Annotated in this window: 13 protein-coding genes; 9 read left to right on the top strand and 4 right to left on the bottom strand. The window is 72.8% G+C overall.

From position 1 onward, the window contains the following. The first annotated feature begins 2 nt into the window (after window positions 1-2). Window positions 3-4,967, top strand: a complete 4,965-nt coding sequence (locus A9O67_RS01200) for a hybrid sensor histidine kinase/response regulator (protein ID WP_068606584.1) — start codon at window positions 3-5, stop codon at window positions 4,965-4,967. Here A9O67_RS01200 and A9O67_RS01195 read toward each other — a convergent pair. From A9O67_RS01195 to A9O67_RS01185, 3 genes are read right to left on the bottom strand one after another with little or no spacing between them, the layout of a single operon-like run. Beyond that, on the bottom strand, window positions 4,954-6,453 hold the full coding sequence (locus tag A9O67_RS01195; protein WP_068606582.1) for a cryptochrome/photolyase family protein: 1,500 nt from the start codon (window positions 6,451-6,453) through the stop codon (window positions 4,954-4,956). The two genes, A9O67_RS01200 and A9O67_RS01195, sit on opposite strands and share 14 nt — an antisense overlap. 5 nt (window positions 6,454-6,458) lie before the next feature. Continuing rightward, on the bottom strand, window positions 6,459-6,887 hold the full coding sequence (locus tag A9O67_RS01190) for a putative toxin-antitoxin system toxin component, PIN family (protein WP_068606580.1): 429 nt from the start codon (window positions 6,885-6,887) through the stop codon (window positions 6,459-6,461). Then, on the bottom strand, window positions 6,884-7,120 hold the full coding sequence (locus A9O67_RS01185) for a CopG family transcriptional regulator (RefSeq protein ID WP_068606578.1): 237 nt from the start codon (window positions 7,118-7,120) through the stop codon (window positions 6,884-6,886). The genes A9O67_RS01190 and A9O67_RS01185 overlap by 4 nt, the downstream gene beginning before the upstream one ends. Window positions 7,121-7,207: 87 nt before the next feature. Here A9O67_RS01185 and A9O67_RS01180 point away from each other — a divergent pair, with 87 nt between their 5' ends. The 8 genes from A9O67_RS01180 (at window position 7,208) to A9O67_RS01145 (ending at window position 13,687) form a co-directional block, all read left to right on the top strand. After that, complete coding sequence (locus A9O67_RS01180) at window positions 7,208-7,951, top strand: YqgE/AlgH family protein (protein ID WP_068606576.1); 744 nt, start codon at window positions 7,208-7,210, stop codon at window positions 7,949-7,951. Then, a complete protein-coding gene (gene ruvX / locus A9O67_RS01175; RefSeq protein WP_068606574.1) occupies window positions 7,948-8,358 on the top strand; it encodes a Holliday junction resolvase RuvX in 411 nt (136 codons plus the stop codon). Before A9O67_RS01180 ends, ruvX begins: the two co-directional genes overlap by 4 nt. Beyond that, entirely contained in the window at window positions 8,355-8,918 is a 564-nt protein-coding gene (pyrR, locus tag A9O67_RS01170; protein WP_068606572.1) for a bifunctional pyr operon transcriptional regulator/uracil phosphoribosyltransferase PyrR, read from the top strand. The genes ruvX and pyrR overlap by 4 nt, the downstream gene beginning before the upstream one ends. An 18-nt stretch (window positions 8,919-8,936) precedes the next feature. Continuing rightward, window positions 8,937-9,890, top strand: a complete 954-nt coding sequence (locus A9O67_RS01165) for an aspartate carbamoyltransferase catalytic subunit (protein WP_068606570.1) — start codon at window positions 8,937-8,939, stop codon at window positions 9,888-9,890. Continuing rightward, window positions 9,887-11,218: a dihydroorotase gene (locus A9O67_RS01160; protein WP_068606568.1), complete on the top strand. Its 1,332-nt coding sequence runs from the start codon at window positions 9,887-9,889 to the stop codon at window positions 11,216-11,218. The genes A9O67_RS01165 and A9O67_RS01160 overlap by 4 nt, the downstream gene beginning before the upstream one ends. Then, the gene (locus tag A9O67_RS01155) at window positions 11,205-12,002 is read left to right on the top strand and encodes a lysophospholipid acyltransferase family protein (RefSeq protein ID WP_068606566.1); all 798 of its coding nucleotides are present in this window, start codon (window positions 11,205-11,207) and stop codon (window positions 12,000-12,002) included. Before A9O67_RS01160 ends, A9O67_RS01155 begins: the two co-directional genes overlap by 14 nt. Window positions 12,003-12,134: 132 nt before the next feature. After that, window positions 12,135-12,662, top strand: coding sequence for a DUF2889 domain-containing protein (locus A9O67_RS01150; RefSeq protein WP_231960164.1), 528 nt, complete (start codon window positions 12,135-12,137; stop codon window positions 12,660-12,662). Continuing rightward, window positions 12,659-13,687: a DUF475 domain-containing protein gene (locus tag A9O67_RS01145; protein ID WP_068606561.1), complete on the top strand. Its 1,029-nt coding sequence runs from the start codon at window positions 12,659-12,661 to the stop codon at window positions 13,685-13,687. Before A9O67_RS01150 ends, A9O67_RS01145 begins: the two co-directional genes overlap by 4 nt. Before the next feature lie 10 nt (window positions 13,688-13,697). Here the strand turns inward: A9O67_RS01145 and A9O67_RS01140 are convergent, their stop codons facing one another. After that, window positions 13,698-14,969 (bottom strand): M20/M25/M40 family metallo-hydrolase, encoded by a 1,272-nt coding sequence (locus A9O67_RS01140; RefSeq protein ID WP_068606559.1) that lies wholly within the window; start codon window positions 14,967-14,969, stop codon window positions 13,698-13,700. Window positions 14,970-15,104 lie beyond the last annotated feature (135 nt).

Raw genomic sequence — 15,104 nt, 5'->3', positions numbered from 1 at the left:
ACGTGGCCGAGCGCGACGACGCCCCGCCATCACCGCCCATCGCCGTGGGCGGGCCGGGGACCGATCCGGGGCCGCTGGCGTGGCTTCGGGAGGCGCTGGAGCACACGCTGGACGCCACCCTGGCCGCGGTGCGGCAGTATGTGGCGGCGCACGAGCGCTCCCGCGCGGGCGATCTGGCTGCGGTGGACGACAGCGAGCTGCGCTGGCAGGTCCAGGCCCTGCACCAGGCCGCCGGCGTGCTGGACATGGTGGAGTTGCCGGCCGAGGCCCGCACCGTCGCGGCCCTGCAGGCCGTGTTGGAGCGGCTGGTGCAGCGCCCGCTGGCGGCAGAGGCCGCCGTCCTACCGCTGGTCGAGCGCGGCGTGTGGGCGCTGCGCGATCAACTGCAGCGCCACCTGCGCCAGCAGGGGCTGCCGGGGCTGACGCTGTTCCCCACGTACCGGGATTGGCAGCAGTGGGCGCAGGGCCGCCCGCACCCGGCCGACCTGTGGGGGGCATCCCTGCCACCGGCGGTGGAACCGCCCCCGGGCCCGACCGTCGCGCCAGGGCCGCGCGTGCGCACCCACCTGGAGCGGCTGGCCCTGCCGCTGTTGCGCGAGGGGCGCCCCAGCGCGGCCGCGGCCTTGGCCCGGCTGGCCGGTGGTGTGTCGCGGGCGGTGGACGATGGGGCGCAGCGGCGGTTCTGGCTGATCGCCGCTGCGGTGTTCGAGGGGCTGGCCGCCCAGCGGCTGCCGCTGGACGTGTGGGCCAAGCGGGCGCTGGCCGCGCTGCTGCGCCAACTGGCGGCCGAGGGGGGCGACGGGGCACCGAGCGCCGACGAGGCCGCATCGGCCCGCTGGGACGCCGCCGCGCGCGAGTGGTTGTATCTGGCGGCGCGCATCGATCCGGCCCCGGACGACGCGTTGCCGCACGCCGCCGTGCTGTGGCGCGCGATGGGCTGGCAGGCCCCGTTGCGGTGGGACCCCGAGCAGCGGGTGCTCGGTGCCGTGGACCCGCAAACCGTCGCCCGCGTTCAGGCCGCCGCGGCCGATGTGCAGCGCCGCTGGGAGGCGGCCGATGCCCAGGGTGGCACCACGCCGCCGACCGCCGCCGTGGCGGCCCTGGCCGATGCCTTGGCCGACGGGCCCGATCCCTGGCCGGCCCTGGCCGACGCCTGGCGGGCCTGGGCCGCACACCCCGAGGCGGCCGGCGCACCGTCGAGCGAACCCGTGCTCGCGCTGCTGGGTTTGCAGGCGGAGCTGGAGTCCGTCGATCCCCTGGACCCGGCACAGGCCGGCCGGCTGCGCACCCTGGCGGACCGGCTGCGTGCCGCTGCGTCAGGACAGGCGCTGCCCCCACCGCCACCGTGGTTGAGCGAGCGCTACCGCGTCTGGAGCGAGCGCGAGGGCGCCCGGCGCCTGGCGGCCGAGTGGCGCCACGAACTGGCCGCGCTCGAAGCCGCTTTCGAGGCCCTGTGGCGCCAGGGCGATGCCGAGGCATGGACCGGCCTGCGGGCGGTGCCCCAGCGTCTACAGCGGCTGCGCGGCCATGCGGCGCTGATGAACATGCCCGCCGTGGCCGACGCCTTGACCATCATGGACAAGGCTGTGACCGAATGGCTGGCGCAGGGCGCCTTGCCCGCCCCGGCCGAGCGACAGGCGCAGGTCGAGCGCCTGGGGGCCAACCTCGCCGCCCTGGGGGCTTGGATCGACGTGTGGGAGCGCGAGGCGGCGCTGGCGGCGCAGACCTTCCGCTTCGATGCCGAGGCCGGGGTGTTGCGCGCGGTGCAGGCCGCCGCCACGGCCGTGCGCGCCGAACCGGCGGCCGCCGACGCGAGCGCCGAGGCCCCTGCCGTCACCGATGCCGAGTCCGACGCTCCCGACATCGACGAGCGGGCGATCTTTCTGGCCGAGGCGCGCGACCTGCTGGCCGGCATGGCCACGGCGCTCGACGCCCTGCGTGCCGCTCCCGGCGACCAGGCGGCCCTGGCGCGGCTGCGGCGGCTGTTTCACACGCTCAAGGGCAGCGCGCGGCTGGTCGGGCTGACGGCGCTCGGCGAGGCCGCCTGGCAGGCCGAGCGGCGGTTGAACACCTGGCTGGCCGAAGCGCGGCCGCTGGCGCCCGCCGAGCGGGACGCGATCGCCGCAGCACACGCCTGCCTGGTGCCGTGGGTGGACGCCTGGGCGCATGGCGGCCCACCGGCCGACGAGGCGCGGCGCCTTGCCGAGGTCGAAGCTGCGCTGCAGCGCGCCGAACCCGAAGCGGCGCAGCCCCCCGCCACGACCGAGCCGGCGCCTATTCCGGTGCCTATGCCGGCGCCGATCCACATCGGCCCGTTGGTGCTGGATCCGGAGCTGTACCAGGTCTTTTTGCAGGAGGCGGATGCGCATTCCCTGGCGCTGGAGCAAACGCTGGACGATTGGGCCGACGGGGTGGGCGGCGCCGGCGCGGCCGGCGACGTGCAGGCCGCGGCCGAGCGGGCCCATGCGCTGGCCGGGCAGGCCGCCACCATCGGGCATGCCCCGCTGGCCGCGCTCGCGCGTGCGCTGGAGGAGGCGCTGCTGCGCGCCGCCACCCACCCCGCGCCGCTGGCGAACGACCGGGCCGTCGTGGCGCGCGCCGCCCGCGAGCTGCGCGGGCTGCTGCACCAACTGGCCGCGGGCTGCTACCGCGAACCCGCGGCCGACACCTTGAGTGCCTTGGCCGACTGGCCGCCGGCGCCGACCAATATTGCTCCCGACACCCCGGCGGTGCTCGACGACTTTCGGGCGGAAGTTGCCGACCTGCTGCCGCGCCTGTCGGCCGCGCTGGCCCGGTGGGCCGACCGGGGCGACGGCGCCGCCCAGGCGGAGCTGCTGCGCTTGCTGCACACCGCCAAAGGTGGCGCGCGCCTGGCCGGTCTGGCGGCGCTGGCGGAGCAGGCACACGCGCTGGAGGCCCAGGTGCTGGCCGTGCCCGCCGACGGCCCCGTGCCGGCTGCCCTGCGTCGGGTCCTGGGTGCCTGGATGGCCCAGGCCGAACAGGCGGGCTGCGGCGACTCGGCCGAACCTCCGCCCGCTGTCCCGGCCCCGCGGTCCCCGCTTTCCGCATCTGCCCCGCCCCCTCCGTCCCCCGCGCCGGGGGAGCCCGAGCCGGTGCTGCGCGTGCGGGCGGACCTGATCGAGCGGCTGCTGGCGGGTGTGACGGACCAACTGGCCAACCGCCAGCGTCTCGGCGGGGAGCTGGGGGCGCTGCGTCGCTCGCTGCGCGACATGGCGGCCAACGTCGAGCGGCTGCGCCAGCAATGGCGCGAGTTGCAGCGCCAGACCGAATCCCAGACGCCGGCCCGCGTTTCCGGCCCCGTGCCGGACGGCTTCGATGCCCTGGAGCTGGACCGCTACACCCGCGTGCAGGAGCTGACCCGTTTGTTGGCCGAATCCATCGACGACGTGGCCACCGTGCAGCACCAGATGCAGCGCGCGGTAGCCGCCGCCGAAGGGCATCTGGCCGCGCAGGAGCGCCAGGCCCGCGTCGGACAGCGCGCGCTGCTGGAGGCCCGGCTCGTGCCCTTCGACAGCATGGCCGAGCGCCTGGCCCGCGGTCTGCGGCAAGCCGCCGAGGCCCGCGGCCGCACCGTCGAGTGGCACCTGGAGGGCGGTGCCGCGGTGTTGGACCGCGCCGTGCTCGAACGGCTGGTGCCCGTGCTGGAACACCTGTTGCGCAATGCGGTGGTGCACGGCATCGAGTCGCCCGAGGCTCGGGTCGCCGCGGGCAAGCCGCCCGCGGGACGCATCGCCATTGCGTTGCAGGTGCAGGGGCAGGACCTGAGCCTGACGCTGACCGACGACGGCGCCGGGCTGGATCTGGAGGGACTGCGCCGTCGTGCCGTGGCGGCCGGTCTGCACCCGGCGGATGCGCCGTTCACGCGCGGCGACGCGGTGCGCTGTGCGCTGGCGCCGGGCATCAGCACGGCAACCCAGGTGGACGAGTGGGCGGGGCGCGGCATCGGGCTGGATGCGGTGCGCAGCGAGCTGCTCGCGCTGGGGGGGCGGATCGAGGGCTTCGAGCCCGCCGGGGGCGGGACCGGCTGGCATCTGGTGGTCCCGCTGACGACGGCGATCACCGCCGTGGTGCTGGTGCGGGTGGACGACCGGGTGATCGGCCTGCCCGTGCCCTGGGTGGAGGCGGTGCGCCGCGTCCATGGGCCGGAGCTGACCGCGGCCGAGCTGGCCGGGCAGTGGCGCGAGGGGGCGGCGCTGATGCCCTTGTTCTGGCTGGGGGCGCTGCTGGGCGTGTCGCCGCGCCCGTCCCCGCGTGCCGATCGCCGCGGCATCCCCGTGCTGGAGTGCCACAGCGCGGGCCGCCGGGTCGCGCTGCGCGTGGACGCCGTGCTGGGGCGCCAGACGGTCGTGCTGCGCCCGCTGCCGCCGTTGCTGGCGCGCCAGCCCGGGCTGGCCGGTGCCAGCGTGCTGCCCGACGGTGGTGTGGTGCTGATCTACCATCCGCTGGCGCTGATGGCCGAGTATGGCGAGGGGGCGCGCCAATGGGCGGCCGACGCGGGGGGCACCCCGGCAGTCCAGGCCGCACGCAGCGGGTCGCCCCCTGCCGTGGCCCCCCTGGTGCTGGTGGTGGACGACTCCATCACCGTGCGGCGTGTCACCCAGCGCCTGCTGCGCCGCGCCGGCTATCGGGTGGCGCTGGCGGGCGACGGGGTCCAGGCGCTGGAGCGCCTGCGCGAGGAGGCGCCGGTCGTCGTGCTGTGCGACATCGAGATGCCGCGCATGGACGGCTTCGAGCTGGTGCGGGCCTTGCGCAACGATCCGCGCTGGACCGATTTGCCGGTGGTGATGGTCACCTCCCGCCTGGCCGACAAGCACCGCGCCCACGCCGAATCGCTGGGCGTCAACCACTACCTGGGCAAGCCCTATGCCGAGGACGAGCTGCTCGCGCTCGTCGCGGCCTATGCGCGGCTGGCGCCGCCGGGCGGGCGCGGGCTCAGCCCTTCCTGACCACGGCGTAGCGCTCCAGCGTGCGGGCGCGCGCTTCGGTATGGTCCACGATCGGCTTGGGGTAGTCGCGCCCCAGCACCACCCCGGCGGCCTGCAGATCGGCCGGTTTGGCCAGCCAGGGCGCGTGCAGCGCCTCGGTCGGCAGCGCGGCCAGCTCGGGCAGGTAGCGGCGGATGAATTTGCCCTGCGGATCGAACTTCTGGCTCTGGTTGACCGGGTTGAAGATGCGAAAGTACGGCTGCGCGTCGCAGCCGCTGGAAGCCGCCCACTGCCAGCCGCCGTTGTTGGCCGCCAGATCGAAGTCGATCAGGTGATCCGCAAAGTACTGCTCGCCCCAGCGCCAGTCCAGCCCCAGGTCCTTGGTCAGAAAGCTGGCCACCACCATGCGCAGGCGGTTGTGCATGTAGCCCGTGCGGTTGAGCTGGTGCATCGCCGCGTCCACCAGCGGGTAGCCGGTGCGCCCCTCGCGCCAGGCGGCGAACAGCGCCTCGGCGTGTTTGCCGCGCTCCCAGCGGATGGCGTCGTACTCCGGCTTGAAGGCGCGGCCTTCGCCGACCTGCGGAAAATTGGCCAGGATTTGGTGGTAGAAGTCGCGCCAGATCAGCTCGTACAGCCATGCGGTCGCGCCCGCCAGCCCCTGCCGGTGCAGCCCGTGGGCCAGGCCCGCCGCGGTCCGAATGCTCAGGGTGCCAAAGCGCAGGTGCACGCTCAGGTAGCTGGGCCCCTTGACCGCCGGGAAATCGCGCGCCTGGTGGTAGTGCTCGATGCGGGTGGCGAAATCCTCCAACAATGCGCGGGCACCGCGGCTGCCGGTGCGCACCTTCAGCTCGCGCAGATTGGTGCGCGCAAAGCCCAGGCTTTCCAGCGGCGGCACGCCCGGCGGCAGATCGGCCGGGCAGGGCGCCAGCGCGTCGGCGTAGCGCTCCACCGGGTAGGCCTTGAGCTGAAAGTCGGTCAGCGCCCTGAGCCACGCATTGCGGTACGGCGTGAACACCGTGAACGGCCGGCCGTTGCCCGTCAGCACCTCGTGCCGCTCGAAGATCACATGGTCCTTGAAGGTCTGCAGCACCGCCCCCCCGTGTGCCAGTGCGCCCAGCACCTGGGCGTCGCGCGCGCGGGCATAGGGCTCGTCGTCATGGTTGGCAAACACCGCTTGCGCGCCAAGCTGGGCCGCCAGGCGCGGGATGACCTCGGCGGCCGCGCCGTGGCGCACGATCAGCCCCACGCCCTCCACCCCGTTGGAGCGCCCCAGGGCACGCAGTTGCTCGTCCAGGTCGATCAGGCTTTCGTGGATGAACTCCACACGGCGGTCCGCCGCCAGGCCACGCGCCAGCAGCGGCTGCAAAATCGCCGTGTCGAATACGAACACACACCACACCCGGCGACAGTGCTTGAGCGCGTGGTAGAGCGCGGCGTTGTCCTCGGCCCGCAGGTCACGGCGAAACCACATCAGGCCGGTGTCGTAGTGTTTGGGGGCGGTGGGCATGCCAGTCAGGGGTTGATCAGCGGCAGACAGTCAGCCGGGCTGATGATGGTGCTGCCCGGGCGCGGGTGGACGTGCAGCAGCCGGTCCCCGGTGACCAGTGCCGCGGTGGGCTCCATCGCCAGCAAGGCCCACAAATGGGCATCCCCTGGGTCGGGTGTCGTATGCAGGCGATCGTCCGGAGGGTCTCGCCACAGGGCGTTGGCAACGATCTCGGTCAAGATCGTGTCGATCTCGGCTTCGGTCAACCCATGGACTCGGCGCAGCTTGGGCCGCAGCAGGACGCACCGGTATTCGTCCAGCAGCGCGGGCGACAGCAAAAATGGCAGGCGCCCGGCCAGCATCGCATCCAGGACCTGGGCGGTCGGGCTGTTTCGATCCCCCGTGATCAGCCCCGCCGCCAAGACGTTGGTGTCGATGATGAAACACCGGCTCATGCGCCGCGGATTCGCCGGGTTTCCTCGACGGACAGCGCTAGTGTGTCGGCCTCCGCCAGCCCCGCTCGCTGACGGGCCTGCGCCACCAAGGCGCGTGCGCTGTGCACCGGCTTGATGCCCCGCATCACCAGGCTTTCTTCGATGATTTTGTTGATCGAGCGCCCTTGACGAACGGCAGCCTCCTTGAGGGCCTGGTGCAGACCGTCGTCCAGCGTGATGGTCAGTCGGCTCATGGCGAATGCAGCGGTGGGGGAGCTGGCAATCTAGCACAGGCGCACCAAGTCACCAACACCGCCGAGGCCGGCCACTAAAATCGGCCCATGTCCGCAGACGACGCCCCCGTCAACTTGACGCATCACTTTTTGATCGCCATGCCCGGGCTGAATGACGAGCTGTTCGGCCGCAGCGTGGTGTATGTGTGCGAGCACACGCCCAAGGGGGCGCTGGGGTTGATCGTCAACAAGCCCAGCGGCATCACGATCGACGACTTGTTCCAGCGGCTGGACCTGCCGCTGGGTCGCCCGGACTGGGCGGGGATGCCGGTGCTGCGGGGCGGGCCGCTGCAGACCGAGCGCGGCTTTGTGCTGCACGAGGACATGGGCGAGCCGCTGCCGCTGATGGTGGCGCAGCCCCCCCGCGCGGTCGCCGACACCCCGGCGCCGGCGTCGGCCGTGCCCGCGTTGCTGCAGGCCGCGGGCGCCGCGCCTGCGGTGGATGCGCCGGCTTCTTCCGCTGCGGAGGGGGCTGCGTCGCCCAGCGGGCGCCCCACGGTCTACGCCTCGTCGCTCAAGGTGGCGGGCAGCGGTCTGGAGCTGACCACGTCGCGCGACGTGCTGGAAGCCGTCTCCGCCGGGGCGGGGCCGCGCCAGATCCTGATCACGCTGGGCTATGCCTCGTGGGGCGAGGGGCAGTTGGAGTCGGAGCTGGGCGACAACGCCTGGCTGACGGTGCCGGCCGATCCGGCTCTGCTGTTCGAGGTGCCGCTGGAGGAGCGCTACGAGCGCGCCATGGCCTTGCTGGGCGTGCAGCCGTGGATGCTGGCGCCGGGTGCGGGGCGGGCATGACCACCTGGGGGGCGGTGCCCGCGGGCGCGCAGACCTTTTTGGCCTTCGACTGGGGCGAGCGGCGGGTGGGTGTGGCCAGCGGCAACGCCATCACCCGCACGGCCACGCCGTTGCCCACGGTGCAGGCGCAGGGCGACGCCCGCTGGCAGCGCCTGGTCGCCGTCATCCGCGAGTGGCGGCCCGACGCCCTTGTGGTGGGGGTGCCCTGCCACCCGGACGGCACCCCGCACGAGCAGACGCAGCGCGCCCGGCGCTTTGCGCGGCAGTTGCACGGCCGCAGCGGCTTGCCGGTGGTGGAGGTGGACGAGCGCTACAGCAGCACCGAGGCACACGCCCTGGGGGCCGACGATGCCGACGCGGGCGCGGCCTGCATCATCCTGGAACAATTTTTGAGGAGCCTGCCATGACCGCCGATCCCGCCCCCGCCGCCGCGGGCGCCGCCGGTGTCCTGCCGTTGGACGCCGAGGCCCTGTATGCCGAGCTGCGCCGCGCCGTCCAGGCCCTGCTGGCCAGCGGGCCGCAGCCCACGCACCTGGTGGGCGTCGTCTCGGGCGGGGCGTGGCTGGCTGCCCGGCTGCACCGCGAGCTGGGCCTGCCCGGCGCGCCCGGCGTCATCGCCGCCACGCTGCACCGCGACGACTACGCCCAGCGCGGCCTGGCCACGGCGGCCGCACAGACCCACCTGCCTTTCGAGGTGGAGGGCGCGCATGTGCTGCTGATCGACGACGTGCTCTACACCGGGCGCACCCTGCGCGCGGTGCTCAATGAACTGTTCGACTACGGCCGGCCGGCCAGCGTGCGGCTGGCGGTGTTGGTGGACCGTGGCGGGCGCGAGTTGCCGGTGGCCGCCGACGCCGCGGCCGTGCGGCTGCCGCTGCCCGCGCACCAGTCCTTCGAGCTGGTGCAGGATGCGGACGGGCGTTTTGGCTTCGTGCTGCTGGACCGCGCCGCCTCCCGCCTGGGCTGAACCCCGGAGCCCCCTGCCATGAAAAACCCCCAACTCAACCGCCATGGCGAGCTGATCCACCTGCTGTCCACGGAGGGGCTGCCGCGCGCCATCCTGACCCAGATCCTGGACACGGCGGCGCAGTTCGTCAGCGTCAACGACCGCGAGGTCAAGAAGGTGCCGCTGCTGCGCGGCAAGAGCGTGTTCAACCTCTTCTTCGAGAACAGCACGCGCACCCGCACGACCTTCGAGATCGCCGCCACGCGCCTGTCGGCCGACGTGTTCAACCTGGACATCGCGCGCTCCTCCACCGCCAAGGGCGAGACGCTGCTGGACACCATCGCCAACCTCTCGGCGATGGCGGCCGACATCTTCGTCGTGCGTCACAGCGAATCTGGCGCGCCCTACCTGATTGCCCAGCACGTCGCGCCGCATGTGCATGTCATCAACGCCGGCGACGGGCGCCACGCGCACCCCACGCAGGGGCTGCTGGACATGTACACCATCCGGCACTACAAAAAGGACTTCACCCAGCTCTCGGTGGCCATCGTGGGCGACGTGCTGCACTCGCGGGTGGCGCGCTCCGACATCCACGCGCTGACGACGTTGGGCTGCCCGGACGTGCGGGTGGTCGGCCCGCGCACCCTGGTGCCCAGCGACCTGTCGCACCTGGGCGTGCGTGTCTGCCATTCGCTGGAGGAGGGCATTCGCGACTGCGACGTGGTGATCGCCCTGCGGCTGCAGAACGAGCGCATGAGCGGCGCGCTGCTGCCCTCCAGCCAGGAGTTCCACCAAAGCTTCGGCCTGACGCCGGAGCGGCTGCGCTGGGCCAAGCCGGACGCCATCGTCATGCACCCCGGGCCCGTCAACCGGGGGGTGGAGATCGACTCCAGCGTCGTGGACGGCGCGCAGAGCGTGGTGCTGCCGCAGGTCACCTTCGGCATCGCGGTGCGCATGGCGGTCATGGGCATCATCGCGGGGAACGAGGCATGAAGATACTCATCCGACAGGGCCGGGTCATCGACCCCGCCAGCGGCATCGACCGCGTGACCGACGTCGCCATCGCCGCGGGCCGCATCATCGGCATTGGCAGCGCGCCGGCCGACTTCGCGCCCAACCGCGTGATCGACGCCAGCGGCTGCTGGGTGCTGCCGGGGCTGGTCGATCTGAGCGTGCGCCTGCGCGAGCCGGGCCAGGAACACGCCGGCATGCTGGAGAGCGAGACCGCGGCGGCCGTGGCCGGTGGTGTCACCAGTCTGGTCTGCCCGCCCGACACCGACCCCGTGCTGGATGAGCCGGGCCTGGTGGACATGCTCAAGGCGCGCGCCGAAAAGCTGCACCGCGCGCGGTTGTTCCCGCTGGGTGCATTGACGCGCGGTCTGCAGGGCGAGGTGCTGGCCGAGATGGTGCAGCTCACCGAGCGGGGCTGCGTGGGCTTTGGCCAGGCGGACCGGCCGATCGTCAACACCCAGGTGCTGCAGCGCGCCTTCCAGTACGCGGCCACCTTTGGCTACACGCTGTGGCTGCGGCCGGAGGAGCCGTGGCTGTCCAAAGGCGTGATGGCCAGCGGGCCGCTGGCGACGCGCCTGGGCCTGTCCGGCGTGTCGGCGGCGTCGGAGGTGGTCGCGCTGCACACGCTGTTCGAGCTGCTGCGCGGTGTGGCCGCCGCGGCGGGGGCGGCTGCGGCGACACCGCCCGTGCGCTTGCATGTGTGCCGGCTGAGTACCGCGGCCGGCGTGGCCCTGGTGCGCCAAGCCAAGGCCGAAGGCCTGCCCGTGACCGCCGACGTCAGCGTGCACAACCTGCTGCTCACCGACACCGACATCGGCTACTACGACACCCGGCTGCGCCTGCAGCCGCCGGTGCGTCAGCAACGCGACCGCGACGCCCTGCGCCAGGCGCTGGCCGACGGCACCATCGATGCGCTGGTGTCGGACCACAACCCCGTGTCGGCCGATGCCAAGGCGGTGCCGTTTGCCGAGGCCGAACCCGGCGCCACCGCCGTGGAGCTGCTGGCGGGCCTGGCCCTCAAGTGGGCCGAGCAGGATGGCGTGCCGGCGGTCCGCGCCGCCGAGGTGCTGACGGCCGGGCCGGCGCGCGTGCTGGGCGCGCGGCTGGGGACCCTGCAGGCCAGCGTCGGCCGCCTGGCCGTGGGCGGCGTGGCCGATGTGTGCGTGCTGGATCCGGCGGCCACCTGGCGCGTGGACCCCGCCCGGCTGCGCAGCCAGGGCCGCCACACGCCGTTCGAGGGCCACGCGCTGCCCGCGAGCGTGCGGGCCACGCTGGTCGGCGGGCATGTGGCCTTCGATGCCGCGGCCTGAGACGGGCCCGGCGCGGCGCGGCCGCGGGGTGCGCGCGCTGTGGCGCGGCGCCCGTCTGCTCGCCCATGTGGTTGGGGGGCTGTGGACGGTCTGGCGGCATTTTCCGCAGTGGGACGAGGCCGCCCGTGCCGCCCGCATCCAGGCGTGGTCCGCGCGCGCGCTGGCCATTCTGGGCGTGGCGCTGCGGGTGGACGGCGTGCCGCCTGCCCGCGGTCCGCTGCTCGTCGTATCCAACCATGTGTCGTGGCTGGACATCCTGGCGATCGACGCGGCGTGGCCGTGCCGCTTCGTCTCCAAGGCCGACGTGCGGCACTGGCCCCTGCTGGGCCGGCTGGTCGCGGGGGCCGGCACGCTCTTCATCGAGCGCGACCGCAAGCGCGATGCCCTGCGGGTGGTGCACCACTTGGCCGAGCGGCTGCAGGCGGGCGATGTGCTGGCCGTGTTCCCGGAGGGCACCACCAGCGACGGCCGCTCCGTGCTGCCCTTTCACGCCAACCTGCTGCAGGCGGCGGTGGCCACGGGTGCCCCGGTCCAACCCTTGGGCCTGGCCTACCGGCCCATGGGGGCGGCGGCGGATGCCCTCGCCCGCCACGACGCCCCGGTGTATGTGGGTGATGCGACGCTGCTCGCCTCCGTCTGGCGCGTGCTCACCGCCACCGATCTGGCCGTCCACCTGCGTTGGGGGGAGCCCCAAACGGCGGACGGGCGCGACCGCCGCACCTGGGCTGCCGATTTGCGCGCCCATGTCGCCGTGCTGGCGGGACTGCCGCCGCCGGCCGACTGACCCGCGTCACCCAACCGACAGCACCCCCGCCGCGCGTTTCGTGACAATCGGGGGACAATTGCGCTTTTACCCATCCGGGTACCCGAAGGAGCCGTCACCTTGCCACTGCCACCCCCTGCTGCCCGCCAGCCCATGCACACCCGCCGCGTCGAGTTCCGCGGTTACCGGCGCGACGACGGTCTGTGGGACATCGAGGCGGAGCTGACCGACGTCAAGCCCTACGGATTCGAAATCGAGGGCGAGGGCGCCTGGTCGCCCGGCCAGCCCATCCACCACATGCACCTGCGCGTGACGCTGGACGACGCATGGACCATCCGCGACATCGCCGTCGCGATGGATGCCCATCCGCACGCGCCGTGTCCGCAGACCATGGCACCCTTGCGCGGCCTCATCGGTGAGCGCATGGGGCGCGGCTGGCGCAAGATCATCGAACAGCGCATGGGGGGCGAGCGCGGCTGCACCCATCTGCGCGACTTGCTGGTGCAACTGGCCACGGCCGCCTTCCAGACGCGGGCGCCGGACGCCTTTGCGCCAGGGGATGACGGGAGCCCCCCGCCGCACCTGGGCACGTGCCTGACCTGGGCGTTCGACAGCCCGGTCGTCCAGCGGCGCTACCCCTTGTTTTACCGACCGCGCGCGTCGCAGGAGGCCGTCTCGTGATCCGGGATTTCCGTTTTTCGCTGGTGTTTTCGGCCGTCTGCCTGGGGCTGGCGGCGTGGTGGGGGCTGCAGTCCCCCATGGGGCTGTGGACGGCCTTGTGGCTGACCGCGGTGCTGGCCATTCTGGAGGTGAGCCTCTCCTTCGACAACGCGGTCGTCAACGCCGGGGTGCTGCGCTACATGAGTCCGCTGTGGCGGCAGCTCTTCCTCACCATCGGCATCCTGATCGCGGTCTTTGGCATGCGGCTGGTGTTTCCCATCATCATCGTCGCGGTGTCGGCCGACATCGGCTGGGGCGAGACGGTGCGCCTGGCGCTGCAGCAGCCGGACGAGTACTCGCGCGTGCTCACGGGGGTCTATCCGGTCATCTCGGCCTTTGGCGGGATGTTCCTGCTGCTGGTGTTCCTCAATTTCCTGTTCGATCGCAACAAGGAGACGCACTGGCTCGGGCCGCTGGAGCGGCGCATGGTGCGGGCCGCCAAGTTCGACGAGATCAGCGTCTTCATCGCGCTGGTGGTGGTGTTTTCCACCCGCTGGTGGGTGCCGGAGGCGGAGCAGACCCGGGTGTTCGTCGCCGGCATCGCGGGCATCCTGCTTTATCTGGCCGTGGATGCCGTGGGTGCGCTCTTCGAGTCGGAGGAGGCGGGCGACGCCGCCGTCGCCGCCATGCACCGCTCGGGATTTGCCAGCTTTTTGTATCTGGAGGTGCTCGACGCCTCGTTCTCGTTCGACGGGGTGATCGGGGCGTTTGCCATCACCAAGGATGTCGTCATCATCATGCTGGGGCTGGCCATCGGCGCCATCTTCGTGCGCTCGATGACCGTGTACCTGGTCAACCGCGGCACGCTGGAGGCCTATGTCTACCTGGAGCACGGCGCCCACTATGCGATCGGCGCGCTGGCGGCGATCATGATCCTGGGCACCGTCGCCCACGTCCCCGAGGTGGTCACCGGCCTGATCGGGGTGGGCTTCATCGCGGCGGCGGTCGCCTCGTCGGTGCGCGAGCGGCGACGCCAGAGCGGTTGACGGCCGGCCGTCAGCCCTCCAGCAGGTCGGCCAGCGCCCGCGCCACCACCCGGGTGGCGCGCCGCAGGTCTTCCAGCACCAGGTGCTCGTCGGCCCGTTTGGCGTTGGACTCGCGCACCGTGCGCGGCCCCGCGCCGTAGATCACGCCGGGGATGCCGCGCTCCACATACAGCCGCACATCGGTGTAGAGCGGCGTGCCGACGGCGGGGATGGCCTCGCCCAGCACGGCCTGCGCATGGCGCTGCAGCGCCTGCACCAGCGGGCGGGCACCGGGCAGCGGGCGCATGGCGCGTGCCAGCAGCAGCCGGCGTACCGTCACCGTCAACGCCCGGCCGCCGCGCGGCGGCGCAAAACTGGCGGCCGCCTGGGCGATCGTGCGGCGCAGCGCGGCTTCCACCTCGGCCGGGTCTTCCTCCGGGATCATGCGGCGGTCCAGCTTGAACACCACCTTGCCGGGCACGACATTGGTGTTGGTGCCCCCTTCGATGCGGCCGATGTTCAAGTACGGGTGGGTGATGCCCTCCACCCCCGAGCGCACCGCCAGGTACTCGGCATTGAGCCGATAGAGCGCCTGCAGGATGTGCACGGCGCCCTGCAGCGCGTCCGTGCCGGTGTCGGGGATGGCGGCGTGCGCCATCTCGCCCTCCACCGTCACTTCGAGCTGCAGGCAGCCGTTGTGCGCCGTGACCACCTGGTAGCTGAAGCCGGCGGCCATCATCAGGTCGGGGCGGGTCAGGCCGCGCTCCAGCAGCCAGCCCGGTCCCAGCTCGCCGCCAAACTCCTCGTCGTAGGTGAAGTGCAGCTCCACCGTGCCGCGCCTCGGGCGGGCGACGGCCTCCAGTGCCCGCACCGCATAGACGTAGGTGGCAAAGTCGCTCTTGCTCACCGCCGCCGCGCGGCCGTAGAGTTTGCCGTCCACGATCTCGCCGCCATACGGATCGTGCGTCCAGCCATCGCCCGGGGGGACCACGTCGCCGTGGGCGTTGAGCGCGATCACCGGGTGGCGCGCCGCCTCGCCGTCGCCGTAGGGCCGGCGCACGATCAGGTTGGTGATCGAGGTCAGCCCGGCGGCCTGGACCACCTCCGCGGGTACCGGGTGGCGCTCCACCGCCCAGCCCAGGGTCTCCAGGGCCGCGGCGGTCACTTCGGCATGGCGGGCGTTGTCGCCGGGCGGGGTGTCGGTGGGCACGCGCACCAGCGTTTGCAAAAAGCGCACCTGTTCGTCGAAGTGCGCCTCGATCCAGGCGTCCAGCGCAGCGTGGTCCACGGGGGGGCGGGTCATGGCAGTGGGGTGGCAAAGCGAGGGGTAGGGGGCGGGGGCGGTCAGGCCAATTCGGCCGCCAGATCGCGCAGCAGGCGCGCAAAGGCCTGCACCGCCAGCTCGATGTCGTCGCTGGTGGTGGACTCCAGCGGGGTG

The sequence above is a fragment of the Tepidimonas fonticaldi genome, assembly GCF_001675355.1.
Taxonomy (GTDB): Bacteria; Pseudomonadota; Gammaproteobacteria; order Burkholderiales; family Burkholderiaceae_C; genus Tepidimonas; species Tepidimonas fonticaldi.
The sequence above is the reverse complement of the archived record's forward strand: the minus strand, read 5'-3'. Positions and strand labels throughout refer to the sequence as shown.

Coding starts and splice junctions, on each gene's coding strand:
- A9O67_RS01190 (WP_068606580.1), bottom strand. CDS start 6,887: ATGAGCCGGTGTTTCATCATCGACACCAACGTCTTGGCGGCGGGGCTG.
- A9O67_RS01150 (WP_231960164.1), top strand. CDS start 12,135: ATGCACACCCGCCGCGTCGAGTTCCGCGGTTACCGGCGCGACGACGGT.
- pyrR (WP_068606572.1), top strand. CDS start 8,355: ATGACCGCCGATCCCGCCCCCGCCGCCGCGGGCGCCGCCGGTGTCCTG.
- A9O67_RS01180 (WP_068606576.1), top strand. CDS start 7,208: ATGTCCGCAGACGACGCCCCCGTCAACTTGACGCATCACTTTTTGATC.
- A9O67_RS01160 (WP_068606568.1), top strand. CDS start 9,887: ATGAAGATACTCATCCGACAGGGCCGGGTCATCGACCCCGCCAGCGGC.
- ruvX (WP_068606574.1), top strand. CDS start 7,948: ATGACCACCTGGGGGGCGGTGCCCGCGGGCGCGCAGACCTTTTTGGCC.
- A9O67_RS01140 (WP_068606559.1), bottom strand. CDS start 14,969: ATGACCCGCCCCCCCGTGGACCACGCTGCGCTGGACGCCTGGATCGAG.
- A9O67_RS01185 (WP_068606578.1), bottom strand. CDS start 7,120: ATGAGCCGACTGACCATCACGCTGGACGACGGTCTGCACCAGGCCCTC.
- A9O67_RS01165 (WP_068606570.1), top strand. CDS start 8,937: ATGAAAAACCCCCAACTCAACCGCCATGGCGAGCTGATCCACCTGCTG.
- A9O67_RS01195 (WP_068606582.1), bottom strand. CDS start 6,453: ATGCCCACCGCCCCCAAACACTACGACACCGGCCTGATGTGGTTTCGC.
- A9O67_RS01155 (WP_068606566.1), top strand. CDS start 11,205: ATGCCGCGGCCTGAGACGGGCCCGGCGCGGCGCGGCCGCGGGGTGCGC.